Source organism: Nocardiopsis sp. CNZ308 (genome assembly GCF_004217075.1).
Genome location: NZ_SHKJ01000001.1, coordinates 5,216,416 through 5,241,504, shown reverse-complemented (window position 1 = coordinate 5,241,504; position 25,089 = coordinate 5,216,416). Strand labels below are relative to the sequence as shown.

Below are 25,089 nucleotides of genomic sequence, written 5' to 3'. Positions count from 1 at the left end.
GAAGCTGCGATACCTTCGTCATCGTCCAGCCCCGGTGGAGCGAACACGCCCGGTGGTTGACGGACGGGCGCCCCTCGCCGCCCGTACCGCCCGTCGGCTCCCACGCCCGAACCGCGGGGAAGCGCCCCGGAGCCGGACGGGCGCCCCCTCTTCCGGAAGGGCCCGCGCGCACCGGCGGTGTCGGCCCCGGCCGCGGCGGGAGGCGTCCCCTCTCACCCCAGGGCGGTCACCCAGGCGAACGCGGCGGCCACGTCGTGGACGGTGGGCACGCCGACCGGGCCCGGCGGGCGCCGCACCACCACGACCGGAACGCCCAGCAGCCCGGCCGCCTCCATCTTGGGCCAGGTGTAGGCGCCGCCGGAGTCCTTGGTGACCAGCACGTCCGCGCGGTGCCCGCCCATCAGGTCCAGTTCGCCGTCGAGGGTGTACGGCCCCCGGCTGGTCAGCAGGGACCACGTGCCGGGCAGCGCGAGTCCGGGGACGTCCACCACCCGGGCCAGGACCGCCCGACGCTCCAGCCTCGGCACGAAGCGGGCGAGTTCCTGGCGGCCCACCGTGAGGAAGGGCCGCTCCCCGAGCTCCGCGGCCCGCTCCGCCGCCTCCTCGTGGGTGGCGGCGTACCGCCAGGCCGGATCGGGGTCCCAGCCCGGCCGCTCCAGCCGCAGCAGGGGCAGGTCCGTGCAGGCGGCCGCCGCGTTGGCGGTCATGCCCAGGGCGAAGGGGTGGGTGGCGTCCACGACCGCGTCGTAGGAGGCCAGCGCCGCGCGCAGGCCCGGCACTCCCCCGAAGCCGCCGATCCGGACCCCGCCCACCGGAAGGCGGGGCCGGGCCACCCGCCCGGCCAGCGACGTGGTCACGTCCACGCCCGCGTCGACCAGGAGGGCGGCCAGCTCACGGGCCTCGGACGTTCCCCCCAAAAGCAGCAGCCTCACCGGGACACCTCCACCCCGGGCCCGCGCCGGGAACGTGCGGCGGGCGGGGCCCCCGGGGCCAGCGCGGGCAGACCCGCCGGGGCGCCCTCGCGGGCCAGGGCGAGCAGGGCGTCCACGTCCAGGTGCTCCTCCGCCAGGTCGGCGAGCAGGTCCAGGCGCCGCTCCCGGGAGGCGGCGAAGCGCACCCCCGAGGGCGCGCAGCCCAGCGCCTCGGCCAGGAAGGCCGCGCGGAAGGCGTCCCCCTCCAGGCTGCCGTGCCACATGGTGCCGAAGACGTTGCCCGCGCGGGCGCCGCCCAGGAACCCCTCCGCCCCGCCGCCGACCGTGACCCGGCCGTGGTGGATCTCGTAGCCGTGCGCGGGCGCCCCGAGCGCCTCCCCCGAGGGCAGGCGCAGGGTCTTGTCCGCGGTGAAGTCGGTCCGGGCGTCGAGCAGCCCGAGGCCGTCCGCGCGCGCTCCGGGTTCGGCCTCGACCCCGTCGGCGTCGGTGACGGTGCGGCCGAGCATCTGGAACCCGCCGCAGATCCCCAGCAGCGGCCGACCGCGCCGGGCGTGCTCGACGATCGCCCGGTCGAGCCCGCGCGAGCGCAGCCAGGCCAGGTCGGCCAGGGTGGAGCGGGTGCCGGGCAGGACGACCAGGTCGGCGTCGGCCACATCGCGCGGGCCGGAGGCGAAGACGACGTCCAGGCCCGGTTCCAGCCCGAGGGCGTCCACGTCCGTGAAGTTGCTGATCCGGGGCAGGCGCACCACGGCCACCCTCAGCCCCGCTCCCCCGCGCGTCCGGCGGCCCTCCAGGTCCAGGGCGTCCTCGGAGTCCAGCCACAGCCCCGGGTCCCACGGCAGGGTGCCGTAGACCCGGCGGCCGGTGAGCCGCTGGAGGTCCTCCAGGCCGGGCCGCAGCAGTTCGGGGTCCCCCCGGAACTTGTTGACCACGAAGCCCGCGACCAGTTCCTGGTCGGCGGGCTCCAGCAGGCCCACCGTGCCGTACATCGCGGCGAAGACGCCGCCCCGGTCGATGTCGCCGACCACCACCACGGGCAGGCCCGCGTGCCGGGCCAGGCCCATGTTGACGTAGTCGCCCGCCCGCAGGTTGATCTCGGCGGGGCTGCCCGCGCCCTCGGCGACGACGACGTCGTGGCGGGAGGCGAGGTCGTCGTAGGCGGCGTGCGCGGCCTCGGCCAGGTGGCGGCGGCCCGCCTCCCAGTCGGCCGAGGAGACGTCCCCGGCGGGGTGGCCGAGCAGGACGGCGTGGCTGCGCCGGTCGGTGCCCGGTTTGAGGAGCACGGGGTTCATGGCGGGCTCGGGCACGGCGCGGGCCGCCAGGGCCTGCACCCACTGGGCGCGGCCGATCTCCGCCGGGCGGCCGTCGGGGCCGTGGCAGACCATGGAGTTGTTGGACATGTTCTGCGCCTTGTAGGGGGCGACCCGCGCGCCGCGGCGCGCGAAGGCCCGGCACAGGGCGGTGGTGACCACGCTCTTGCCCGCGTCGGAGGTGGTCCCGGCGACCAGGAGCCCTCCTCCGCCGAGGCCGCGGTCCTCGCCGCGCACCAGGGCCTTGGGCCCGCCGCCCTCAACGGACGCGCTCCGCGCGCGGTCCTCCCCCCTTCGTCGCCCGCCCTCGTCCGACGGGGCCGCTCCGCGCGGGGACGGTCCGCCGCCCTCCTCCGGAGCCCCCGGCCCGGTTCCGTTCACCTCGGCCTCCTCAGCAGCGCGACGTCCATCACCCAGCCCGCCCGCGCCCTGGCCCGCCTGCGGCGCGCGGCGATGTCGAGCTGCGCCGCGCCGACCCGTCCGGCGACCAGTTCCTCGGTGTCGGTGCCCAGGTTGGCGCCCCACCAGACCGTCCAGTCCCTCAGCTCCCCGAACGCCAGCTCGCCCCCGAGCACGGCCTCGCCCCCGAGCATGACGACGATGTTGTCCTGCCCCGCCGCCACCGCCTCGCCCAGGCGGCGCGCGGGGGTCACGTGCACCGGACGGCCCACCTCGTGCAGCACGATCCGGTGCCGCGCGGCCAGGAGCTGGGGAGCGCTGACGCCGGGGAGCACGTCGTACTCCACCGCGACGGCCCCCCGCTCGGCGATCCGTTCCACGATCCGCAGCGTGGAGTCGTACAGCCCCGGGTCGCCCCAGACCAGGAACGCCGCGGTGCCGCCGCGTTCGCCCAGCACCCGCTCGTAGGCGGCCACCCGCGCCTCGTGCCAGGCGGCCACCGCGGCCGCGTAGTCCGCCGGGTCGTCGCGGTCGCGTTCGGGGTCGGGCACCGCGACCAGCGGCACGCCGTGCGCCTCGCACACGGCCCGGCGCAGGGCCAGCAGCCCGTCGTCCCCGCGCTTGCGGGCGGCCACCGCGTAGTCGCAGCCGCGCAGCGCGTCGGCGACCTCCGGGGTGACGTGCCGCGGCCCCATGCCGATGCCCAGGATGCGCACCCTCACTCGGACCGGTCCTCCAGGTCTCCCTCGACCTCCAGGTAGACCTCCTGGAGGGCCTCCAGCGTCGCCGGGTCCGGCTCGGCCCACAGACCGCGCCGGGCGGCCTCGTGCAGCCGCTCGACGATACCGTGCAGCGCCCACGGGTTGGAGCGGCGCAGGAACTCCTGGGTGTCGGCGTCGAGCACGTACTCGGCGGCGAGCTTGTCGTACATCCAGTCGTGGACCACACCGGCCGTGGCGTCGAAGCCGAAGAGGTAGTCGACCGTGGCGGCCAGCTCGAAGGCGCCCTTGTAGCCGTGGCGGCGCATGGCCGAGATCCAGCGCGGGTTGACCACCCGGGCCCGGAACACGCGGGCGGTCTCCTCGGCCAGGGTGCGGGTGCGCACCGCGTCGGGCGAGGTGGAGTCGCCGACGTAGGCCTTGGGGTCGGCGCCGGTGAGGGCGCGGACGGTGGCGATCATGCCGCCGTGGTACTGGAAGTAGTCGTCGGAGTCGGCGATGTCGTGCTCGGCGCTGTCCACGTTCTTGGCCGCGACCCTGATCCGGCGGTAGTTGGCGCGCATGTCGTCGGCCGCCGCCACGCCGTCCAGGCCCCGCCCGTAGGCGAAGCCGCCCCAGGCCGTGTAGACCTCCGCCAGGTCGCGGTCGTCGCGCCAGGTGCCCGACTCCACCACCTGGAGGATGCCCGCGCCGTAGGAGCCCGGCGCGGAGCCGAAGATCCGGGTGGTGGCGCGGCGCCGGTCGCCGTGCTCGGCCAGGTCGGCGCGGGTGTGGGCGCGCACGAAGTTGCTCTCCTCGGGCTCGTCCAGGTCGGCCACCAGGTTCACGGCGTCGTCCAGCATGGCGACCACGTGCGGGAAGGCGTCGCGGAAGAAGCCGGAGATGCGCACCGTGACGTCCACGCGCGGGCGGCCCAGCTCCTCCAGCGGCACCACGTCCAGCCGCGAGACCCGGCGCGAGGCCTCGTCCCACTCCGGGCGCACGCCCAGCAGCGCCAGTACCTCGGCCACGTCGTCGCCGGAGGTGCGCATCGCCGACGTGCCCCACACCGACAGGCCCACCGACTCGGGGTAGGTCCCGGTGTCCTCCAGGTGGCGGCGCAGCAGGGACTCGGCCATCGCCTGCCCGGTCTGCCAGGCCAGCCGGGAGGGGACGGCGCGGGGGTCGACGGTGTAGAAGTTGCGGCCGGTCGGCAGCACGTTGACCAGGCCGCGCAGCGGGGAGCCGGAGGGGCCCGCCGGGACGAAGCCGCCCGCCAGGGCGTGGACGACGTGGTCGAGTTCGTCGGTGGTGCGGGCCAGGCGGGGCGCCACCTGCGCGGCGGCGAACTCCAGGACGGCGCGCACCCCGGGGTCGTCGTGCAGGCCGGACGCGGCGGCCGGGTCCCAGCCCGCGGCCTCCATCCGCTCGACGAGGCCGCGGGCCAGGGCCTCCACCCGGTCGACCTCGACGGCGGGCGCGTCCTCCTTCAGGCCCAGCGCCGAACGCAGACCGGGCACGGCGGCCCCCACGCCTCCCCACACCTGCGCGGCGCGCAGGACGGCCAGGACCAGGTTCACCCTGGCCTCGTCCTCGGGCGCCTCGCCGAGCACGTGCAGGCCGTCGCGGATCTGCGCGTCCTTGATCTCGCACAGCCAGCCGTCCACGTGGAGCAGGAAGTCGTCGAACTCCTCGTCGTCGGGCCGCTCCTCCAGACCGAGGTCGCGGTGCATCTCGGCCGCGCGCATCAGGGACCAGATCTCGCCGCGGACGGCGGGCAGCTTGGCCGGGTCCATGGCCGCGATGTTGGCGTGCTCGTCGAGCAGCTGCTCCAGGCGGGCGATGTCCCCGTAGGACTCGGCGCGGGCCATCGGCGGGATGAGGTGGTCCACGACCGTGGCGTGGGCGCGGCGCTTGGCCTGGGCGCCCTCGCCCGGGTCGTTGACCAGGAACGGGTAGACGAGCGGCAGGTCGCCGAGCACCGCGTCGGTGGCGCAGGCGGCCGAGAGCGCGGCGTTCTTGCCGGGCAGCCACTCCAGCGAGCCGTGCTTGCCCAGGTGGACGACGGCGTGGGCGCCGAAGCCGTGCTCCAGCCACCGGTAGGCGGCCAGGTAGTGGTGGCTGGGGGGCAGGTCGGGGTCGTGGTAGATGGCGATCGGGTTCTCGCCGAAGCCGCGCGGGGGCTGGACCAGGACGACGACGTTGCCCGCGCGCATCGCGGCCAGGACCAGCTCGCCCGCGTCGTTGACGTAGAGGTTGCCGGGCGCGGCGCCCCAGGCCTCGGTCATCGCCTCCCGCAGCGGGGCGGGCAGGCCCTCGGTCCAGGCGGCGTACTCCTCGGGGGTGATGCGCACCTGGGCGTCGGTCAGCTGCACGGAGGTCAGCCAGTCCTCGTCCTGGCCGCCCGCCGCGATCAGCGCGTGGATCAGCGCGTCCCCGGCCTCGGTCTCGTCGGGCAGGTCCAGGCCGGGCAGGGCGCCGGGCTCTCCCAGGTCGTAGCCCTCAGCGCGCATCCGGCGCAGCAGGCGCACCAGCGAGCGGGGCGTGTCCAGCCCGACGGCGTTGCCGATGCGGGAGTGCTTGGTGGGGTAGGCGGACAGGACCACCGCCACGCGCTTGTCGGCGGTGGGCACGTGCCGCAGCCGGGCGTGGGCGACCGCGATCCCGGCCAGGCGGGCGCAGCGCTCGGGGTCGGCGACGTAGCGGGGCAGGCCGTCGCGGTCGATCTCCTTGAAGGAGAAGGGGACGGTGATGATGCGGCCGTCGAACTCGGGGATGGCGATCTGGCTCGCCGAGTCCAGCGGGGTGACGCCGTCGTCGGAGGCCTCCCAGTCGGCGCGCGGACTCGTCAGGCACAGCCCCTGGAGGACGGGAACGTCCAGGGCCGCCATCCGCTCCACGTCCCACGCCTCGTCGTCCCCGCCCGCGCTCGCGGACGCGGGCACGCTGCCGCCCGCCGCCAGGACGGTGACCACCAGGGCGTCGAAGCCGCCGAGCGCCCCGTACAGCTCGTCGGGCGCCGAGCGCAGCGACCCGGCGAACACGGGCACGCCCACGGCCTGCCCGGTGGCGTCCACGGCGTCGGCCAGGGCGTGCGCGAAGGCGGTGTTGCCGCCCGCCTCGTGCGCCCGGTAGTAGAGGATGCCCACCTTCGGAAGGCCGGGCTCCTGCGGCCGGTCGCGCTCGGCGTAGCCCCACAGCGGGACGGGCGCGGGCGCCTCGAACCCCTCGCCGGTCAGCAGCACGGTGTCGGACAGGAAGGCGTGCAGGCGCGCGAGGTTGGCCGGGCCGCCCTCGGCCAGGTAGCGGTGGGCGTCGGCCGCCAGGCCGATCGGGACGGTGGAGTGCTCCATCAGTTCGGCGCTGGGCTGCTGCTCACCGCCCAGGACGACCAGCGGCGTCCCCCGTTCCCGGACGGCGGCCAGGCCCGGCCACAGGTCGTGCGGGGAGCCGAGCAGCCGCACCACCACCAGGTCGGCGCCCTCGACGACGCCGGTGAGTTCGGTGTCGGAGGCGCGGGAGGGGTTGGCCCACGCGTACGCGCGGCCGCTGGCCCGCGCGGAGAGCAGATCGGTGTCGGAGGTGGACAGCAGTGCGATCCGTACCGTCATGGCCGGATTCCTCCTTCGGGGTTGGCTCCCCATCGTCGGTCGGACCGCTCGGGTCCGGGGGTCGTCCGCGCCTTGGCGGCGGGGGCGTCACTGTGGCGCGGCGGCTCGGAGCCGCGGCGCAGGAAGCGGATCACCGGGTGTCCGGGTCCGGGTGTGACCTCGGCCCGGACCCCGTAGACCTCCTCGATGAGGGCGGGGGTCAGGACCTGCGAGGGCGTGCCCTCGGCGACGACGCGCCCGCCGCGCAGCACCAGCAGCCGGTCGCAGTACATCGCGGCCAGGTTGAGGTCGTGCAGGGCGATGACGGTGGTGACCGGCAGGCCCGCGACCAGTTCCATGAGGTCGAGCTGGTACTGGATGTCGAGGTGGTTGGTCGGCTCGTCCAGCAGCAGCTCGCTCGGCTCCTGGGCCAGGGCGCGGGCGATCTGGGCGCGCTGGCGCTCACCGCCGGAGAGCGTGTGCCAGGACCGGTCGGCGGTACCGGTCAGGCCGGTGCGCTCCAGGGCCGCCGCGACGGCGTCCGCGTCGGCCGCGGACATGGGCGTCCAGGCGCGGCGGTGGGGGACGCGCCCCAGGGCCACCACGTCGCGGACGGTCAGCTCGGTCTGGGTGTGCGCGTTCTGTTCGACGGCGGCCACGCGCCGCGCCACCGCCCGGCGCGCGGTCCGGTCGAGCGGCGTCCCGTCGAGGGCGACCACGCCCGCGGAGGGCGCCAGGACACCGGAGAGCAGCCGCAGCAGCGTGGACTTGCCCGAACCGTTGGGGCCGAGCAGGCCGACGGTCTCGCCGGGGCGCGGAGCCAGGGTGACGCCGTCCAGGACGAGCCCTCCGCCGATCAGGCGGCTCACCCGTTCGGCGCGCAGACCGGTCCCGGCGGGCGCGCCGCGCCGCGTCCGGTCCCCTCCCGCGGGCCGCCGGTCGTCGGTCGGGGGCGCCTGGCGCACGGACGGGCCGCTCCCGCCGAGCGCCTGCGGCACGGCGCCTCTCCCGGGCACCGCCGCGGAGGACGCGCCGTCGCGGCCGCGCGCCACCGCCTGGTCGGATCGGGTCACGTGTGCCTCCTGGAGCGGTAGAGCACGGCGACGAAGGCGGGCACCCCGATGAGGGAGGTCACCACCCCCACCGGGATCTCCTGCGGGTCCAGCGCGGTGCGGGCGACCGTGTCCACCCACACCAGGAAGACGGCGCCCGCCAGCGCGGTGACCGGCAGGAGCCTGGCGTGGGCCGCGCCGGTCAGCGCGCGGGCCGCGTGCGGCAGGACCAGCCCCACGAAGCCGATCGCCCCGGCCGAACTGACCAGGGCGGCGGTGAGCAGCGCGGTGGCGCACAGCAGCACCATGCGGGCGCGGGCCACCCGCACGCCCAGGTTCGCCGCGGCCTCCTCACCGAAGGCGAACGCGTCCAGGGTGGTGGTGTGCGCCAGGCACACGGCGAGCACACCGGCCAGCACCGCCGCGCACAGCACCACGTCGTCCCACCCGGCGCCGCTGAGGGAGCCCAGCAGCCAGAACAGCACCCCGCGCGTGGTCTCGGCGTCGGCCGAGGTCAGCACGATGAACGAGGTCAGCGCCGAGAACAGCTGCATGGCCGCCACCCCGGACAGCACCACGCGGTCCATGCTCGCGCCCAGGGTGTGCGCGAGCAGCACCACCAGCCCGAAGGAGAGCAGCGCGCCGACGAAGGCGCCCGCCGACAGCGACACCACCGCGCCGCCCCAGCCCAGCACCAGCACGGCGACCGCCCCGGTGGAGGCCCCCGAGGACACCCCGAGCACGAAGGGGTCCGCCAGGGGGTTGCGCAGCAGGGACTGCATGACCGCCCCGCACAGCGCCAGCCCCGCCCCGCACACCGCGGCGAGCAGGGTGCGGGGCATGCGCAGGTCCCACACGATGCCCTCGCGCAGCGGTGACAGGCGGCTCTCGCCCCACCCCAGCCGCGCGGCGACCGACCTCCAGACCTCGGCCGTGGTGATGTCGGCGGGGCCGATGGTCACCGCGACCGAGACCGACACCGCCAGGAGCACCAGTCCACCGCAGGAGAGCAGCGCCAGACGCGCACCGCTCACCGGACGAGCCCGAGGCCGCGCAGACCCTCGGCGACCCGCTCGATCCCCTCGACCGTGCGGATCGAGGGGTTCATGGCCTGGCCGCTGAGCAGGACGTAGCGCTCCTCGCGCACGGCGGTGAGGTTGCCCGTGGCGGGGTGGGACTCCAGGAACGCGATCTTGGCGTCGGCGGACTCCGCGGTCTGGGAGTCGCGGGTCAGGTCGCCGAGGACGATGACGTCGGGGTCGCGGTCGGCGACGGTCTCCCAGTTGATCTGGGGCCACTCGTCGTGGGTGTCGTCGAAGGCGTTGTCCGCGCCGACCGCGCGGGTGATGGCGCCGGGGGCGCCGCAGCAGCCCGCGAGGTAGGGCGACTGGGAGTTGGCGAACCAGTACATGAGGGAGACGCCGGAGGCGTCCAGGTCCTCAGTGGCCGCCGCCACCCGCCCCTCCAGCTCCGCGATCAGCTCCTCCCCGCGCTCCTGGACCCCGAACAGCAGGGCCAGGTCGCGGATCTCGCCGTACACGGCGTCGAGGGTGAGGGGTTCGCTGCGCGAGCCGTCCCCCCCGCTGTCGTTGTCCTTGCCGGCGGCGCAGTCGGTCGGGGAGACGTAGGTGGGCACGCCCAGTTCCTCGAACTGCTCGCGGGTGGCGACACCGCCCGTGCCGAGCGTGGAGACGAAGGAGGCGGTCACGAAGTCCGGTTCGGCGTCCAGGACCACCTCGAAGGAGGGGGCGTTGTCGGCCAGGCGGGGGATGTCCCCGTTGGCCTCCTCCAACCCCTCCATGATCGGATCGGTCCAGGTGGCGGTGCCGACGATGCGGTCCGCCAGCCCCAGGGAGAGCAGGATCTCGGTGCTGCCCTGGTTGAGGGAGACGACGCGCTCGGGCGGGGCGTCGACGCTCACCCGGTGTCCGCAGTTGTCGACCGTGCGGGCGCCGCCGGCGTCGGCGGCCTCCGTGCCGCCGCTCCCCCCTTCCGGAGAGGGGGCGCAGGCGGTGAGCAGCAGGGCGCAGGCGAGCAGGAGGGGAAGGGGGCGCGGGGCGCGACGCAGCATGGGCATGCCTTGGATGTCGGGGCTCGAACGCGGAGCCTGGCACGGGACGCCTCCGCGCACTCGACGCGGAGGGGCCAGCAGGTCTTCGGACTCGGGTTCGCCCGGACGGGGTGCCTTCCCAGGTCGGTGCCGCCTCGACTCCGTGGTCGCCGCGGCCTCCGCCCCAGTGGCGTGAGTACCCCGCCCGTCCCCCTCACCGCTGCGCGTCAGTTCCGGATTCGCACCGGATTCCCTGACCACGTACGTGGTACGACTGGCCCCGGCAGACTATCAAGGCCCCCTCGGCCCCTCGCGGCCGGAAGGCGCACAGGGGCCGCGCCCGCGCCACCGCTGCGGCGTCCACCCCGTTCAGCGCGGCTCCGGGGGAGCCGGTGGAGCGGCCGGTCCGGCTGGAGGCCCGGACCGGCGGACACGGCGGCGCGGACCACGCGGCGGAGCCGGGACCGACGCGCGCACCGGGAGTACGATCGTGACCGGCCGCACACGGCCCCGCACCACCGCGCACCGCCGACACCCGGCAGAGAGGGGTCCCGGAACATGACCGCGACGACGTTCGACCCGCGCGCACTGCTCGCCCAGAGCAAGCTCGGCGTCCTGGCCACCATCAAGAGCGACGGCCGCCCCCAGCTCTCCCCCGTCCAGCCCTTCTACGACGCCAAGACCGACCTGCTGCACGTCTCCATGACCGAGGGCCGGGCCAAGACGGCGAACCTGCGCCGCGACCCGCGCGCCACACTCCAGGTCACCAGCGCCGACGGCTGGGCGTGGGCCACCGCCGAGGGCGTGGCCACCCTGACCGGGCCGGGCACCGACCCCCACGGCCCCGAGGTCGAGTCGCTGGTGGACTACTACCGCCTCGCCGCCGGGGAGCACCCCGACTGGGAGGAGTACCGGTCGGTCATGGTCTCCGACCGCAGGGTGCTCATGACCATGCCCGTGGACCACGTGTACGGCGAGAGGATCCGCTGACCGCACCGCCGGGGCGGTCCGGCCGACCGGCGCTTGCGCCCGTCGGCCCGGTCCGCCCCCACACCGGAGGCGGACCCGCCGCCCACCCCCTCGGCGCACACGAACGGGGCGGGACCGCGGCCTCCCGCCGCGCCCCCGCCCCGCCCATCAGCCGACTGTCACCAACGTGACGGACAAGCAGACCTAGCGCTTCATGCCGTGCTCGATCGCCTCGATGATGCGCGGCCGCATCTCGGCCGCGCTGATGATCGCGTCCACCGAGCCCACCTCGACCGCGCGCTGGATGCTGTGCACCCGGTCGAACTCCGCGGCGACCTCGCCGAGCTTCTCCGCCCGCACCGAGGCCTGCGTCTCGGCCAGCCGCGCGTTGAGCGCGGCCCGCTCGGCGCCGCTGGCCGCCGACACCTGCTCCTGGAGCCCGGTCACCCGCGGGTCGCTCGCGGTACGCGTGTTGACCTCACCGGCGAACACCACGGCCGCCGCCGGGGCCCCGCCCAGCACCGAGGCGAACGAGCCCTCCAGCGCGAGCACCGTCATGTTCGGGTTGAGCGCCTTGGAGAACACCACGAACGCGCCGCCGTGGTAGCGCGAGATCACGCAGAACACGATCGGGCCGTCGAAGTTGACGATCGCCCGGCCGATCTCGGCCCCGTACTCCAGCTGGAGCTTGCGCAGCGACTCCGGCGAGCCGTCGAACCCCGACAGGTTGGCCAGCACCACCAGCGGCCGGTTGCCCGACGCCGCGTTGATCGCCCGCGCCACCTTCTTGGACGAACGCGGGAACAGCGTGCCCGCCGTGTAGGTGTCGGGGCCGTCGGTGGGCGGGAAGCCGTGCCGCGGCACCGACCGCGACTCGATCCCCACCAGGCACACCGGCCAACCGCCGATGTGCACGTCCTGCACCGCCGCCGTGTCGGCGTCGGCCATGCCCGCCCAGCGCTCCAGCACCGCGTGGTCCTGGTCCGAGAGCGCCCGCATCACCGTGCGGATGTCGAAGGGCTTCTTGCGGTCCGGGTTGTGCTCGGCGGAGAAGATCTCGCCGACGGTGGCGAAGTCGCTGCCCGCCACCGCGTGCGGGAACGCCGAGACGTCGCGGTCGACCGGGTCCAGGGTCCTGGCCCGGCGCGGCGCCTCCTCCCCCGGCACGACGTAGGTGTGGTCGTAGTGCGCCATGAGGATCTCACGGGCCGAGGCCAGGTTCGGCGCCCAGTACTGCGCCTGCCCGTTGGGGCCCATCACCCGGTCGTAGCCGCCGATACCGAAGTTGTCCTCGGCCGACACACCGCCGGAGAAGTCCAGCGACTGCTTGCCGGTGAGCACCATCGCCGAGTCCGGAGTCATCACCAGGATGCCCTTGGTGTGCATGAGCATCGTCGCCTCGGCGTTCCAGTACGGCTGGGCGCCGACGTTGATGCCCGCGACCACGATGTTGATCTCGCCGCCGTCCTGGGTGAACTCCACGATCCGCTTGAGCGCGGCCGCGACCCAGTCCATGTTCTCGGTGCCCGAGGACATCGAGATCCGCGCGCCCGCCGACAGCGCGAACCACTCCAGCGGCACCCGCATCGACTCGGCCAGGTCCAGCGCGGCGATCACCCGCGAGCACTCGGGCTCCGAGAGCGCGCCCAGCGCCTTGGTCGGGTCGCCCAGCAGCACCACGCGCGTGACCCCCTCGGGGTGGCGCACGGTCGGCGTGGTGACCACACCGGCCACGATCGCCGCGGAGTTGTGCCCGCGCGGCCGGTCCACCGGGACCAGCACACCGTTGCCGTCCAGGTCGTACTCGGTGAAACCGCCGCCCGGACCCGACAGCAGGCCGGTCAGCTCGTAGGGGTAGACGGTCCCGCGACGGGCCGCGCGCAGCACCTTCTGGCGGTAGTCGTCCAGCGGCAGCACCGGCTCGGTCGAGGGCTCCTCGACGTGGACCCGCGCGTCCTGGCCCTGGTCCAGGCTGATGCGCACCGCGACCTCGGTCAGCTCACCGGAGGAGGTGCGCTGGCGGGCCAGGAACTGGACCTCCTCCAGCCCCGCCCCGGCCGTGGTCGGCAGCAGCCGCTGGACCAGCGTGTCCAGCTCCTCGGGGGTCAGCTCGGTCGCCGGCCACACGTACATCATGATGCGGTTGGTGTCGAAGCGCCGGTTCTGCGGGCGCTGCGCCTGGATGTTGCGGATCGCGTCCAGGCACCCGGTGACCGTGTCCTCCAGCGCGGGCAGCGCGATCAGGCGCCCGTCCGCCTCGCGCAGCGGCGTCAGGTCGCGGACCTGGCCCATCGCGAAGAGGCGCTCGTCGGCCGGGTTGCTCTTGGCCACCGCCCGGAACAGGTAGATCTCCTCGTCGGCCGAGGGCAGCCGGGTGAGGTCGAACTCGCGCAGGCGCTGGAGCTGCAGGCGCCGGGCGATCTGCGGGTGCAGGCCGCGGATCAGCCGGTCCTCGGCGAAGCCGTCCCCCTCGGGCCGGAAGGTGAAGTGGTGGTGCATCACCGCGCCGCTGGTACCGGCGACGGTGGCGGTGACCCGGCGCACGCCCGCGGGCAGCGGGTGCTCGGCCAGGAGCCCCCCGAGCCGCACCGCCATCGCGTCGGCGTCGGGCTGGCCCTCCCAGGTGAGGTAGAGGTCGGCCACCAGGCCGCGCTCGGCCACGTCGGCGGCCAGCTCACCGACCGCGCCGAGGGCGTCGGGCAGGGCGGCGATGTCGACGGCGGTCGTGACCACGCGCGTCAGACCGCCCGCGCCGTTGTGCTCGGCGGTGACGAACCGGCACCCCCCGACCTCGCGCGCGGCGACCCGGGACAGCCCGCGGTTGCCGTAGTAGCGGCGGGTCAGCACCTCCAGCAGCGGGGCGTGGTCACGCCCGGCGCGCCCCATGCGCTGGCCGACCAGCCGCACCAGCGGCTCGGCGCTGGCCACCATGGCCTGGATCCGCTCCGCCCGGTCCGGCGCGTCCGGGTTGTGGTCCAGGTGGCGCAGGTCGTCGCGCACCGCGGCGTAGACCCGTGCCCGGTTGCGGCGCAGCAGCGGCTGGGCGAACCAGCGGAAGACCACGCCGCGGGCCAGGTCCGACACCGCGGGGAAGCGCACCTGCGTGGCCTCCACCAGGTGCTCCAGGGCCAGCCCGGCGCGCTCGCTGAGCGCCTCCGCGGGCGGCCCGCCCGCCAGCCAGCGGCGCAGCAGCTCCGACACGATCTCCAGCGCGGCGCCCGTGTTCTGCTGGGCCAGGAAGATCCGGAAGACCGCTGCCTCCAGCTCCGGAGTGCGGTCCAGATCGGAGACCCCGTAGTGGGCCAGGACCCGGGTGAGCTTGGCCTGGAACCCCTCGCTCACCCCGGCGCGCTCCACGTCCAGGCTCTGCAGGTAGCTGTGGAAGAACTCGCGCGGGCTGTGCACCGAGCTGTGCGGCTCGGTGTCGGGCTCCCCGCCCGGCTTGTTGCGGCTCAGCTCGCACAGGTCGGCGAACACGGTGAACAGGTCCAGCTCGCCCTCGACCGGACGACCGCCCAGCTCGGCACGCGCGGCCAGGTAGTCGGCCAGCACCCGTCCTCGGTCGTGCGGGTCGGCGTCGAAGCCCAGCAGCAGACCGCGCAGGTCCTGCAGGCCGCGCTCCACGCGCTCGGCCGCGGACACCTCCCCGGCCTCCTCGGGCAGCTCGATCGCCACGGCCTCCGAGCCCGACTCCGCCTCCTCGGCCTCCCCGTCGGACAGCGGCTCCAACCGCATCAGCGGCGCACCGGTCTCGACCTGGCTGCCCACCGACACCGGGCACTCGCGCACCCGGGCACGGAACGGCGCACGCAGCACCGTCTCCATCTTCATGCTCTCCAGCACCAGGACGGGCGCGCCGGACTCGACCTCGTCGCCCACCGCCAACGGCGTCGCCACCACCAGGGCGGGCGCCGGGGAGCGGAGCACACCGCCCTCGTCGCGGCTGATCCGGTGCGTGACGCCGTCCACCTCGACCAGGTGCACCGGCCCGTGCGTGGCCGACACCAGCCGGAAGCGGTGGCCGTTGACCACGATCTGGCCGCTGTGCGCGTCGAAGCGCTCGACCTCCACGTCCGCCGGGTACGTGTCGCCGCCGCCGGAGACGCCGACGCGGAACCGCCGGTGCCCGACCCGGGCCACGCTCACCCGGTAGCCCACGCCGCGCAGCTTCAGGTCCAGCGGACGGCCGCTCTCGTGCTGCACCTGCGGGCGGCCGCCGTGAGCGGTGGACAGCAGCCGCTGGCGGCTGACCTCCTCCTCGTCCTGGTAGGCCTCGATCGCGGCCGCGGCCAGGGCCACCGCGGAGTGGCGGTGGCTGACCAGGCGCCCCTGGGCGCGCACGCGGTCGATCCAGCCCGTGTCGGCGCTGGCGTCGATCACCTCGGGCTGGTCCAGCAGGTCGAGCACGAAGCTCTTGTTGGTCGCGCCGCCCTCGATGATCACCGTGGTCTCGGCCATCGCGCGGCGCAGCCTGGCCAGCGCCTGCTCGCGGTCGCGGCCGTAGGCGATGACCTTGGCGATCATCGAGTCGAAGTCGGCCGGGATGGTGTTGCCCTCGCGCACACCGGTGTCCACGCGCACGCCCGGACCGGCGGGCAGGACCAGGCGCGCGATGCGGCCCGGGGCGGGGGCGAAGTCGCGGTCGGGGTCCTCGGCGTTGAGCCGGGCCTCGACGGCGTGGCCGGACTCGACCGGCTGGGGGCCCTCCAGCCTGCCGCCGCTGGCCACGTGCAGCTGGAGCCGGACCAGGTCGGTGCCGGTGGTGATCTCGGTGATCGGGTGCTCGACCTGGAGGCGGGTGTTGACCTCCAGGAACGCGAACAGCTTCTCACCCGGGTGGTACAGGAACTCGACGGTGCCCGCGCCGCGGTAGTCCACGGCCAGCGCCAGCCGCTCGGCCGACGCCTTCAGGTGCGCGGTCTGCTCCGCGTCCAGGACCGGGGAGGCCGACTCCTCGATGATCTTCTGGTTGCGCCGCTGCACCGAGCAGTCGCGCACGCCCAGCGCCCACGCCGTGCCCTGCCCGTCGGCGATGACCTGGACCTCGACGTGGCGGGCGCCGGTGACCAGGCGCTCCAGGAAGACCACGCCGGAGCCGAAGGCGCGCAGCGCCTCCTGGCTGGTGCGCTCGTAGGCCTCGGCCAGGTCCTCGCCCGAGGCGACCATGCGGATACCGCGACCGCCGCCGCCCGCGGTCGCCTTGAGCATCAGCGGATAGCCGATCTCCTCACCGGCGCGCAGCGCCTCCTCCAGGGTGGCGACCTCGCCGCGGCTCCACGGCGCGACCGGGACGCCGACCTCCTCCGCGATCAGCTTGGCGCCGATCTTGTCGCCGAGCTTGCGCATGGCCTCGGCGCTGGGCCCGACGAAGGTGACGCCGATCCTCTCGCACAGCTCGGCGAAGGCCGGGTCCTCGGCGACGAAGCCCCAGCCCACCCACGCCGCGTCGGCGCCGGTCCGGACCAGCGCGCGCTCCAGGACGGCGTGGTCGAGGTAGGGACGGGCCGAGGCGGGGCCCAGCGAGTAGGCGACGTCGGCCTCGCGGACGAAGGTGGCGTCGCGGTCGGCGTCGGTGTGGAGGGCCACCGTCTCGATCCGCGTGCCGGTTTCCGCTGAGAGGTCCCGGACAGCGTGGATGAGCCGCATCGCGGCCTCTCCACGGTTGACGATGGCGACACGACTGAACACCGGTTGAGCCTCCCAAGTACCACGCGCAGAAGGCGACGTCCGGGTCTCGGAGCGTCGCCTGCACCTACCCTTTCTACCCTGGTCGATTACCGCCGGGTACACCAATGGGCCGAACCACGCATAGCGAAGCCGATGCGTTGTGGGAACCCCACAAAAAACACCCGGACACACCGCGCGGCCCCCGTTTCACGCGAGGTTCGCCACACCGGAGGGCCGCTTCCCGCGGCGGCGGTGACCAGGACGGCGTCCGGTCGGCGAACGCACCGCAATAAAGGACCATTGGCCTATCCAATAGACCAAAGAATGTCCGACGAGACGAGCGCCACGGTTTTCCCGCGTACCGTTTCCCCGACTCGACCGACACCGCGGGCGGCGGACAGGCCCCGGACGGCGGGCGGGACCCCGGGCAGTAGACGGTACCCGGCCCCCGGACGGCGGACAGCCCCCGGGCAGCGGGCAGAAGCCGCACGGTGGACGGGACCGCGACGGCCCCGCCCGCCGCACGAGCGGTCGTCCCCGGGACCGCCGACCTCAGGACAGCGACGACGGGACCAGCGACCGCCCCGCCGCAGAGGCCGGAACCTCCAGCCCCGGCGCCAGCCCCGGATCCGGCTCCGGCGCCCCGAACACCCGCCGCACCGGCAGCACCCCCGCCCACACCGGCAGGGCCAGGTCCTCCTCGTCATCCGTCGGCGGACCCGTGCGCACCTTCACCGACGCCTCCTCCAGCGACAGCGCCAGCACGCGCGTGGCCGCCAGCTCCTTCGCGGTCGGCTGGCGGGCCTCCTCCCACCGCCCCGGCGCCAGCTGCTCGACCAGCGCGCGCAGCCCCTCCAGCCGCTCCCGCTCGTCCTCGACCACCCGGGGCACGCCGTAGACCATCGCGGAGCGGTGGTTGACCGAGTGGTTGAACAGCGACCTGGCCAGCACCAGGCCGTCCAGCAGGGTCACGGTCACGCACACCTCACCGCCCGCGCGCAGCGACCGCGCCCCGGTCGAACCGTGCAGGTACAGGGTGTCGCCGACCCGCCCGTAGGCGGTGGGCACCACCATGGGCGCGCCGTCGACCACCACCCCCAGGTGGCACACCACCCCCTCGTCCAGGAGGTCGTACAGGTCGGCCCGGTCGGTGCGGGCCTTGTCCTTGCCGCGGCGCAGCCGGGTGCGTTCTGTCGTGGAGAGCATGGTCGTAGCCTAGAAAGCAAGTGGACCTTACGACCATGGCCACTTCTGCCCGAAAACGAAGGACCACTGTGCCCCGCCGCCTGGCCGAACCGGCCTTCCACCTCGACCGTTCCGCCGCCCGGCCCCTCACGGTGCAGCTGTCCGACGCACTGCGCGGGGCCATGTCCGGCGGGACCCTCGCCCCCGGGGAACGCCTGCCCTCCAGCCGCGCCCTGGCCGTGCAGCTGGGCGTGAGCAGGACCGTGGTCACCGAGGCCTACCAGCAGCTCTACGCCGAGGGCTGGCTGGAGGGACGCCACGGCTCGGGCACGTTCGTCGCCCAGGACAGCTCACCGCCCTCCCCCGCCCGTCACCCCGCCGCCTCCGCCGACGGACGCGGCGCCCGTGAGCACACCACCAGCGGCAACGACGACGGCGGCGGACACGGCGCCCCGTCCGCCGCCGCGAGCCCCGCCGCGCGCACGACCGCCCCGCGCACCTCCCGGGAACAGGCCCGCCGCCGGGGCATGATCGACCTGCGCCCCGGCGCCCCCTGGGTCCGCGACCACGACCGCGCCGCCTGGCGCAGGGCCTGGCGGCACGCGGCCGAACAACCCCTGGACGAGGACCCCGACCCCCGCGGCCTGCCCCGGCTGCGCGCACTCCTGGCCGACCACCTGCGCCGCACCCGCGGAGTACGCATCGGCCCCGAGAACGTCATGGTCACCCGAGGCACCGGCAACGGCCTGGACCTGGTCGGGGCCGCCCTGCTCGGCGCGGGCACCCGCGCGGGCGTGGAGGAGCCCGGCTACCAGAAGGCCCGCACCATCCTGGCCTCCCGCGGAGCCCGCGTGCTCCCCTGCCCGGTCGACCACGACGGCATCCTCACCGAGCACCTGCCCGGCGGCCTGTCCCTGGTCTACACCACACCCGCCCACCAGTACCCGCTCGGCGGACGGCTGCCCGTCCCGCGCCGCGAACGCCTCCTGGCCTGGGCCCGCCGGAACGCGGCGATGATCGTGGAGGACGACTACGACGCCGAGTTCCGCTACGACGTGGCGCCCCTGCCCGCCCTCTACGGCCTGGACCCCGACCGCGTCATCCTGCTCGGCACCCTGTCCAAGACCCTCTCCCCCGACCTGGGCATCGGCTGGATCGTCGCCGAACCCCCGCTGCTGGAACGCCTGGCCGCCGTCCGCCACGACCTGTCGGACCGCACCAGCGTTCCGGTCCAGGCCGCCACCGCCCTGCTGCTCGAACGCGGCGACCTCGACCGGCACCTGCGCCGCATGCGCCTGGAGTACGCCCGCCGCCGCGGGCTGCTGATCGACCTCCTCACCACGCGCCCCGTCGGGGACACCGCGGGCCTGCACGTCCTGCTCCCGCTGCCCGCCGACGCCGTCGCCCCCGTGGTGGCCGAGGCCGCCGAACGGGGCGTGCTGGTGGACGACACCTCGCGGGCCAGCCACGGCGCCCCGACCGTGCACGGACTGGTCCTGGGCTACGGGTCTGCGCACCCCGCCGACCTGCGCCGCGCCTGCGCGGTCCTCAACGAGGCCGTCGCCCGCCACACCGCCTGAGCCGGGCGGCGGGGAGCACGCGGGGACGGAGCCGGGCACGGGCGGCGGAGGGGCACGCCGCCGCCCCGCGTGCCGACGGGCCCCGAGCCGCGGCCGGTCACACCTCCAGCTCGGTCTGCCCGGGCACCTGCCGCTGCCGCTCCTGACCGCTCTGGGACAGACACCTGCGGCAGGTCACCGGCCCTGCGGAGGCGCGCAGCCGCAGCGGGTCGACGGAGGCGTGGCAGGCCACGGCCGGGACCGGCACCCCCGCCCACATGTGCGTGGCGAGCGCGTGCACGACCAGGGCGTCGCCGATCCGCACCCCGGCGGCTCCCGCCAGCTCCTCCCGGCGGCGGCGCAGGGTCGCGGTCAGGTGCTCCACGGCGGGGTCGCCCCCCTCGTGCCCCTGCCCGCCCGTCATGCCTCGGCCCAGACGCCCAGTTCGTTGCCACTGGGGTCGGTGAAGTGGAAGCGGCGCCCGCCGGGGAAGGCGTAGGGGCCCCGCACCACACGGCCGCCCGCGCCCCGCACGGCCTCGACGGAACGGTCCAGGTCGGCCGAGTACAGCAGGACGAAGGGGCCGCCCGCGCGCGTCTCCTCGCCCAGCGCGAGGCCGCCCACCTCGGGGGCGTCCGGGCCCTCGGGGTTCTGGATGCCCGCGTAGCCGGGGCCGTAGTCGTTGAAGCGCCACCCGAACGCCTCGGTGTAGAAGCGCCGCGCCCGGTCCAGGTCGGTGACCGTGAGCTCCAGGTAGTCGATGGCGTGGTGTCGGTGTGCTGGCTGTGTCATACGCCGATTCTCCGGCACGGCGCCGACAGTCGTGCCCCGTTCGGGTGTCCGGCTTCGTGAGGGGACTCCCCTGCTCCATGGAAAAACGGACAAGTCGCATCTTTACCACGTAGATTCACATCCAGGGCAAGAGGCGCGAAAGGCGCGCCGCCTGGCCCCGTGGCCACCGGGCGGGCGGCCCGTGGCGGTGGGCGCGAGCCGGGTCCCGGGGCCGACCGGCCGGATGTCCGGGCTCCGCGCGGGGCTCCGCCGCTGGAGAGGGGCCGGGGTTCGGAACCGGAACAAGGCGGGCGAAGCAAGGTTCGGCTAACCTCACCTGGAGACGGTCCGCCCCCGTGCCCCCGAACCAGGAAGAAGAGGTCCCGTGCGCGTCGAACAACCCGGCCACCGCGCCATGATCCGCACCCGCGTGGTGCGGACCGAGCGCCTGAGCAAGCACTTCGTCACGGTGACCCTGGGCGGCGCCGAGCTGGCCGACTTCGCCTTCCTCGGCCAGGACCAGTTCGTGCGCCTGTTCCTTCCCCGCGCGGGCCAGGACCGGCTGCACATGCCCGCCGACGCCGGCAAGCGGTGGTTCGAGCAGCTCCGCGCCATGCCGCCGAGCCGCCAGCCGCACGTGCGCAGCTACTCGGTGCGCCGCTTCGACCCCGAGGCGCTGGAGATGGACATCGAGTTCGTGGACCACGGCGACGCCGGTCCCGCCTCCGCCTGGGCCCGCGCCGCCGCTCCCGGCGACGAGGCGGGCATGCTCGCGGACGGCGTGTACTACGTTCCCTCGCAGGAGGCCGACTGGCACCTGCTGGTCGGCGACGAGAGCGCCGTACCCGCCCTGCTCTCCATCCTCGAACAGGCCCCCGCCCACCTCCGCGGACAGGCCTACCTCGAAGTCCCCAGCACAGACGACATCCGACCCGTCACCGCACCACCCGGAGTAGAGGTGCACTGGCTCGCCCGCACCGACCCCCACGCCGTCCCCGGACAACTCGCCCTGGAGACCGTACGCACCGCCGACCTGCCCCAGGGCCGCCCCTACTGCTTCGTCGCGGGAGAGAACGCCCTGCCCACCGAACTACGCCGCACCCTCGTCCGCCACCACGGCGTCCCCAAGGACGACATCGCCTTCATCGGCTACTGGCGCCACGGCCGCGCCGCCATGGACTAGGCGCTCCGGGTCGTCCGGTCAGGAATCGAGAAGCACCGCCCCCGCTCCCCCGTCTAGCGTTGACACCAGGGACCCCACCAGTCACACGGACCGGCACGCGACGGCCGTCGCCCGGCACCGGTGGGCCCGACCCAGACGACGCCGACGCAGAGGCCTCGCCCGACCGAGGGAGATCACGATGAGCACGGCCACCAGGGCGGACGCGGGGACGCCCGAGCCGCACGCCGCCGACAGCCACGACCTGATCCGCGTGTACGGCGCGCGCGAGAACAACCTCCGGGACGTCAGCGTCGAGATACCCAAACGCCGCCTGACCGTGTTCACCGGCGTCTCCGGCTCGGGCAAGAGCTCCCTGGTGTTCAACACGATCGCCGCGGAGTCGCAGCGGATGATCAACGAGACCTACAGCGCCTTCGTGCAGGGCCTCATGCCGACGATGGCCCGGCCCGACGTCGACGTCCTCGACGGCCTGACCACCGCGATCATCATCGACCAGGAGCGGATGGGCGCCAACGTCCGCTCCACGGTGGGCACCGCCACCGACGCCAACTCGCTGCTGCGCATCCTCTTCAGCCGCCTCGGGGAACCGCGCATCGGCTCGCCCAACGCGTTCGCGTTCAACGTCGCCTCGGTCCAGGCCAGCGGCGCCATCAGGGTGGGCACCGGCAAGGCCGTGAAGCAGACCTTCAGCCGCACCGGCGGCATGTGCACGCACTGCGAGGGCCGGGGCACGGTCTCCGACATCGACCTCACCCAGCTCTACGACGACTCCAAGTCGATCGCCGAGGGCGCGTTCACCATCCCCGGCTGGAAGTCGGACAACTTCTGGACGGTGCGGGTCTACGCCGAGTCGGGCTTCGTGGACCCCCGCAAACCGATCCGCGACTACACCGAGGCGGAACTCGCCGACTTCCTCCACAAGGAACCGGTCAAGGTGAAGATCGAGGGCGTCAACCTCACCTACGAGGGGCTGATCCCCAAGATCAAGAAGTCGTTCCTGGCCAAGGACCGCGAGGCGATGCAGCCGCACATCCGGGAGTTCGTGGACCGGGCGGTCACCTTCACCGCCTGCCCCGAGTGCGACGGCACCCGCCTGAGCGAGGAGGCCCGGTCCTCCAGGATCCGCGGGATCAGCATCGCCGACGCGTGCGCGATGCAGATCAGCGACCTGGCCGCGTGGGTCCGCGGGCTCGAGGAACCCTCCGTGGGGCCGCTGCTGGAGAAACTGGGGCACACGCTCGACTCGTTCGTGGAGATCGGGCTGGGCTACCTCTCGCTCGACCGCTCCTCGGGCACGCTCTCGGGCGGCGAGGCGCAGCGCACCAAGATGATCCGCCACCTGGGCTCCTCGCTCACCGACGTCACCTACGTCTTCGACGAGCCCACCGTGGGACTGCACCCGCACGACATCGAGCGGATGAACCGCCTGCTGCTGCGGCTGCGCGACAAGGGCAACACGGTGCTCGTCGTGGAGCACAAGCCGGAGACCATCGCGATCGCCGACCACGTGGTCGACCTCGGCCCCGGCGCCGGCGACGACGGCGGGCGGATCGTCTTCGAGGGCGGCGTCGAGGGGCTGCGCGCCAGCGGCACCCTCACCGGCCGCCACCTCGACGACCGGGCCCGGCTCAAGCCGGGGGTGCGCACGCCCAGGGGCGCCCTGGAGATCCGCGGCGCCGACGCCAACAACCTGCGCGGCGTGGACGTGGACGTGCCGCTGGGCGTGCTGTGCGTGGTGACCGGCGTGGCGGGCAGCGGCAAGAGTTCGCTGGTCCACGGGTCGATGCCCGCGGGCGCGGGCGTGGTGTCGGTGGACCAGGGCGCGATCCGCGGCTCGCGGCGCAGCAACCCGGCCACCTACACCGGGCTGCTCGACCCGGTCCGCAAGGCCTTCGCCAAGGCCAACGGCGTCAAACCGGCGCTGTTCAGCCCCAACTCCGAGGGCGCCTGCCCGGCCTGCAACGGAGCCGGGGTGCTCTACACCGACCTGGCCATGATGGACACGGTGGCCTCGCCGTGCGAGGAGTGCGAGGGCAGGAGGTTCCAGCCGCAGGTGCTGGAGTACCGGCTGGGCGGCCCGGACGGCGGCCGCGACATCAGCGAGGTGCTCGCGATGTCGGTGGCCGAGGCGTACGCGTTCTTCGACGGCGAGGGGGCGAAGGTGCCCGCGGCCGCGCGGATCCTGCGGCGGTTGGAGGACGTCGGCCTGGGGTACCTCAGGGTCGGCCAGCCGCTGACCACCCTGTCCGGCGGCGAGCGGCAGCGGCTCAAGCTGGCCGTCCACATGGCCGGGGAGGGCGGCGTCTACGTCCTGGACGAGCCGACCAGCGGCCTGCACCTGGCCGACGTCGAGCAGCTGCTCGGCCTGCTCGACCGGCTCGTCGACTCGGGGAAGTCGGTCGTGGTCGTCGAGCACCACCAGGCGGTCATGGCGCACGCCGACTGGATCATCGACCTCGGCCCCGGGGCGGGCCACGAGGGCGGCCGGGTCGTGTTCGAGGGCACGCCCGCCGACCTCGTCGCCGCCCGCTCCACCCTCACCGGCGAGCACCTCGCGGCCTACGTCGGCGCCTGACCGGCCGCGCCCGGCAGCGGCCCCGGCCGGTCCCGCGCCCGTCCAGTACCGGGACGGGGAGATGACCGGCCGGGACGGCTACCCCCCGCTTCCCGAGGCGAGCTGGCAGCTGGGCGCCTCCGGCACCTCGTCGCACGAGACGAAGGCGCGCTCCTCGGTGTCGGAGACCGTGAAGCCCGCCACCCAGTACTGCTCGGGCCGCCGGGGCAGGGCCTCGGCGAAGAAGGGGCGGTCGCCGTCGCGGAGGACGACCTCGTCCTCGTTCTCGCGGGCGTCGACGTAGCGCGCGTTCAGCTCCCACTCGCACGAGCGGTCGTGCACCACCGCCTCCACCCGCAGCCCGCCCGGGTCGAGTCCGCCGCCGAGGTCGATCCGCCTGCGGCTGAAGTACGGCTGTTCGCGGTCGGGGCCCTCGTCGGCGATGTACAGCTGCGGATCGTCGTGGTGGAGGTCGACGGTCACGCCCGGATAGGACGCCTCGCCCGAGGGCGGGGAGTCCACGACGGTGACGGCCGTGGGTTCGGCGCAGGAGATGTTGACGGGGGTCATGTCCACGATGCTCAGCTGGGAGCTGCGCGCGGACAGCAGGTTCATGGTGAACACGGTGGCGGCGGGCGATCCGCCCTCCCCCCGCCAGGACCATCCCCCCGCGGGCTCGGCGCTCATGCGGTCGAGGTTGCGGACCAGCCGCCCGCCCAGGGGTCTCAGGAACTCCCAGACCTCGGCGGACTCGGTGCTCTGGAGCTGCTCCCCTTCCTCCTCCGTCAGGGGCCGGTCGAGGACGATCTTGTAACCCTCGGGGAGTGCGGTGTCGTAGGTGACGGAGCTGGTGAACGGCGCCCTCTCCTGGTCCGCCTCGGCCTCGGCCGCCCGCTGCTCGCGGAGCAGCGACTCGGTGGACCACAGGTCGTAGGCGTAGCCCGCGGCGTACCCGCCCAGGGAGACCAGGAGGAGGAGCGCGAGGCATACCGCCCACGCTCCCAGGCGCGTCCGCCGCCGCGCGCCGCGCCCCTCGGGAAAGTACCGCTGTTCCAGGATGCCGAGCACGGACGGCTCCTCCGGGCGCGGCCGGGACCGTCCGCGGGCGCGGGTCCAGCGCGGGGCCGGGGCCCGGGGCCGTCGTCTGGGCCGCCGCGAGGGCGGGGGCGC

At 74.6% G+C, this 25,089-nt stretch carries 16 protein-coding genes and 1 riboswitch; of the genes, 4 read left to right on the top strand and 12 right to left on the bottom strand.

Features of this window, described 5'->3' with window-relative positions; translation table 11 throughout:
• Positions 1-212 precede the first annotated feature (212 nt).
• From EV372_RS22415 to EV372_RS22385, 7 genes are all read right to left on the bottom strand, one after another.
• Positions 213-932: a cobalt-precorrin-6A reductase gene (locus EV372_RS22415; protein WP_130397628.1), complete on the bottom strand. Its 720-nt coding sequence runs from the start codon at positions 930-932 to the stop codon at positions 213-215.
• Entirely contained in the window at positions 929-2,479 is a 1,551-nt protein-coding gene (locus tag EV372_RS22410) for a cobyric acid synthase (RefSeq protein ID WP_253797426.1), read from the bottom strand. Before EV372_RS22410 ends, EV372_RS22415 begins: the two co-directional genes overlap by 4 nt.
• A 140-nt stretch (positions 2,480-2,619) precedes the next feature.
• On the bottom strand, positions 2,620-3,363 hold the full coding sequence (gene cobF / locus EV372_RS22405) for a precorrin-6A synthase (deacetylating) (RefSeq protein ID WP_130397627.1): 744 nt from the start codon (positions 3,361-3,363) through the stop codon (positions 2,620-2,622).
• Positions 3,360-6,950 (bottom strand): cobaltochelatase subunit CobN, encoded by a 3,591-nt coding sequence (gene cobN, locus EV372_RS22400; RefSeq protein WP_130397626.1) that lies wholly within the window; start codon positions 6,948-6,950, stop codon positions 3,360-3,362. The genes cobF and cobN overlap by 4 nt, the downstream gene beginning before the upstream one ends.
• Positions 6,947-8,002, bottom strand: a complete 1,056-nt coding sequence (locus EV372_RS22395) for an ABC transporter ATP-binding protein (protein ID WP_130397625.1) — start codon at positions 8,000-8,002, stop codon at positions 6,947-6,949. Before EV372_RS22395 ends, cobN begins: the two co-directional genes overlap by 4 nt.
• Complete coding sequence (locus tag EV372_RS22390; protein WP_130397624.1) at positions 7,999-9,015, bottom strand: FecCD family ABC transporter permease; 1,017 nt, start codon at positions 9,013-9,015, stop codon at positions 7,999-8,001. Before EV372_RS22390 ends, EV372_RS22395 begins: the two co-directional genes overlap by 4 nt.
• Positions 9,012-10,052 carry an ABC transporter substrate-binding protein gene (locus tag EV372_RS22385; protein ID WP_130399053.1) on the bottom strand — a complete coding sequence of 347 codons (1,041 nt, stop codon included), beginning with the start codon at positions 10,050-10,052 and terminating at the stop codon, positions 9,012-9,014. The genes EV372_RS22390 and EV372_RS22385 overlap by 4 nt, the downstream gene beginning before the upstream one ends.
• A gap of 59 nt (positions 10,053-10,111) precedes the next feature.
• Positions 10,112-10,325, bottom strand: a riboswitch (cobalamin riboswitch).
• Between the two features lie 264 nt (positions 10,326-10,589).
• Between EV372_RS22385 and EV372_RS22380 the strand changes: the two genes are divergently transcribed.
• A complete protein-coding gene (locus EV372_RS22380; protein ID WP_130397623.1) occupies positions 10,590-11,021 on the top strand; it encodes a PPOX class F420-dependent oxidoreductase in 432 nt (143 codons plus the stop codon).
• 183 nt (positions 11,022-11,204) lie between these two features.
• Here the strand turns inward: EV372_RS22380 and EV372_RS22375 are convergent, their stop codons facing one another.
• A complete protein-coding gene (locus EV372_RS22375; RefSeq protein ID WP_130397622.1) occupies positions 11,205-16,688 on the bottom strand; it encodes an ATP-binding protein in 5,484 nt (1,827 codons plus the stop codon).
• A gap of 531 nt (positions 16,689-17,219) precedes the next feature.
• The gene (locus EV372_RS22370) at positions 17,220-17,873 is read right to left on the bottom strand and encodes a pyridoxamine 5'-phosphate oxidase family protein (protein ID WP_130397621.1); all 654 of its coding nucleotides are present in this window, start codon (positions 17,871-17,873) and stop codon (positions 17,220-17,222) included.
• A 68-nt stretch (positions 17,874-17,941) separates the two neighbouring features.
• On the opposite strand from EV372_RS22370, the gene pdxR reads away from it, so the two are divergent.
• Positions 17,942-19,432, top strand: a complete 1,491-nt coding sequence (gene pdxR / locus EV372_RS22365; RefSeq protein ID WP_130397620.1) for a MocR-like pyridoxine biosynthesis transcription factor PdxR — start codon at positions 17,942-17,944, stop codon at positions 19,430-19,432.
• Positions 19,433-19,529: 97 nt separating this feature from the next.
• Here the strand turns inward: pdxR and EV372_RS22360 are convergent, their stop codons facing one another.
• Together EV372_RS22360 and EV372_RS22355 are read right to left on the bottom strand one after the other, a co-directional pair.
• On the bottom strand, positions 19,530-19,835 hold the full coding sequence (locus EV372_RS22360; RefSeq protein ID WP_130397619.1) for a hypothetical protein: 306 nt from the start codon (positions 19,833-19,835) through the stop codon (positions 19,530-19,532).
• The gene (locus EV372_RS22355; protein WP_130397618.1) at positions 19,832-20,203 is read right to left on the bottom strand and encodes a VOC family protein; all 372 of its coding nucleotides are present in this window, start codon (positions 20,201-20,203) and stop codon (positions 19,832-19,834) included. Before EV372_RS22355 ends, EV372_RS22360 begins: the two co-directional genes overlap by 4 nt.
• 364 nt (positions 20,204-20,567) lie before the next feature.
• On the opposite strand from EV372_RS22355, the gene EV372_RS22350 reads away from it, so the two are divergent.
• Together EV372_RS22350 and EV372_RS22345 are read left to right on the top strand one after the other, a co-directional pair.
• Positions 20,568-21,365 carry a siderophore-interacting protein gene (locus tag EV372_RS22350; protein WP_130397617.1) on the top strand — a complete coding sequence of 266 codons (798 nt, stop codon included), beginning with the start codon at positions 20,568-20,570 and terminating at the stop codon, positions 21,363-21,365.
• Between the two features lie 178 nt (positions 21,366-21,543).
• Complete coding sequence (locus EV372_RS22345) at positions 21,544-23,940, top strand: ATP-binding cassette domain-containing protein (protein ID WP_130397616.1); 2,397 nt, start codon at positions 21,544-21,546, stop codon at positions 23,938-23,940.
• A 78-nt stretch (positions 23,941-24,018) separates the two neighbouring features.
• Here the strand turns inward: EV372_RS22345 and EV372_RS22340 are convergent, their stop codons facing one another.
• On the bottom strand, positions 24,019-24,987 hold the full coding sequence (locus EV372_RS22340; protein WP_130397615.1) for a hypothetical protein: 969 nt from the start codon (positions 24,985-24,987) through the stop codon (positions 24,019-24,021).
• Between the last annotated feature and the right edge of the window lie 102 nt (positions 24,988-25,089).

Bases quoted from the DNA above. Each gene is read 5' to 3' on its own strand.
- cobN (WP_130397626.1), bottom strand. From the start codon at position 6,950: ATGACGGTACGGATCGCACTGCTGTCCACCTCCGACACCGATCTGCTC.
- EV372_RS22385 (WP_130399053.1), bottom strand. From the start codon at position 10,052: ATGCTGCGTCGCGCCCCGCGCCCCCTTCCCCTCCTGCTCGCCTGCGCC.
- EV372_RS22380 (WP_130397623.1), top strand. From the start codon at position 10,590: ATGACCGCGACGACGTTCGACCCGCGCGCACTGCTCGCCCAGAGCAAG.
- EV372_RS22370 (WP_130397621.1), bottom strand. From the start codon at position 17,873: ATGCTCTCCACGACAGAACGCACCCGGCTGCGCCGCGGCAAGGACAAG.
- EV372_RS22360 (WP_130397619.1), bottom strand. From the start codon at position 19,835: ATGACGGGCGGGCAGGGGCACGAGGGGGGCGACCCCGCCGTGGAGCAC.
- EV372_RS22355 (WP_130397618.1), bottom strand. From the start codon at position 20,203: ATGACACAGCCAGCACACCGACACCACGCCATCGACTACCTGGAGCTC.
- EV372_RS22345 (WP_130397616.1), top strand. From the start codon at position 21,544: ATGAGCACGGCCACCAGGGCGGACGCGGGGACGCCCGAGCCGCACGCC.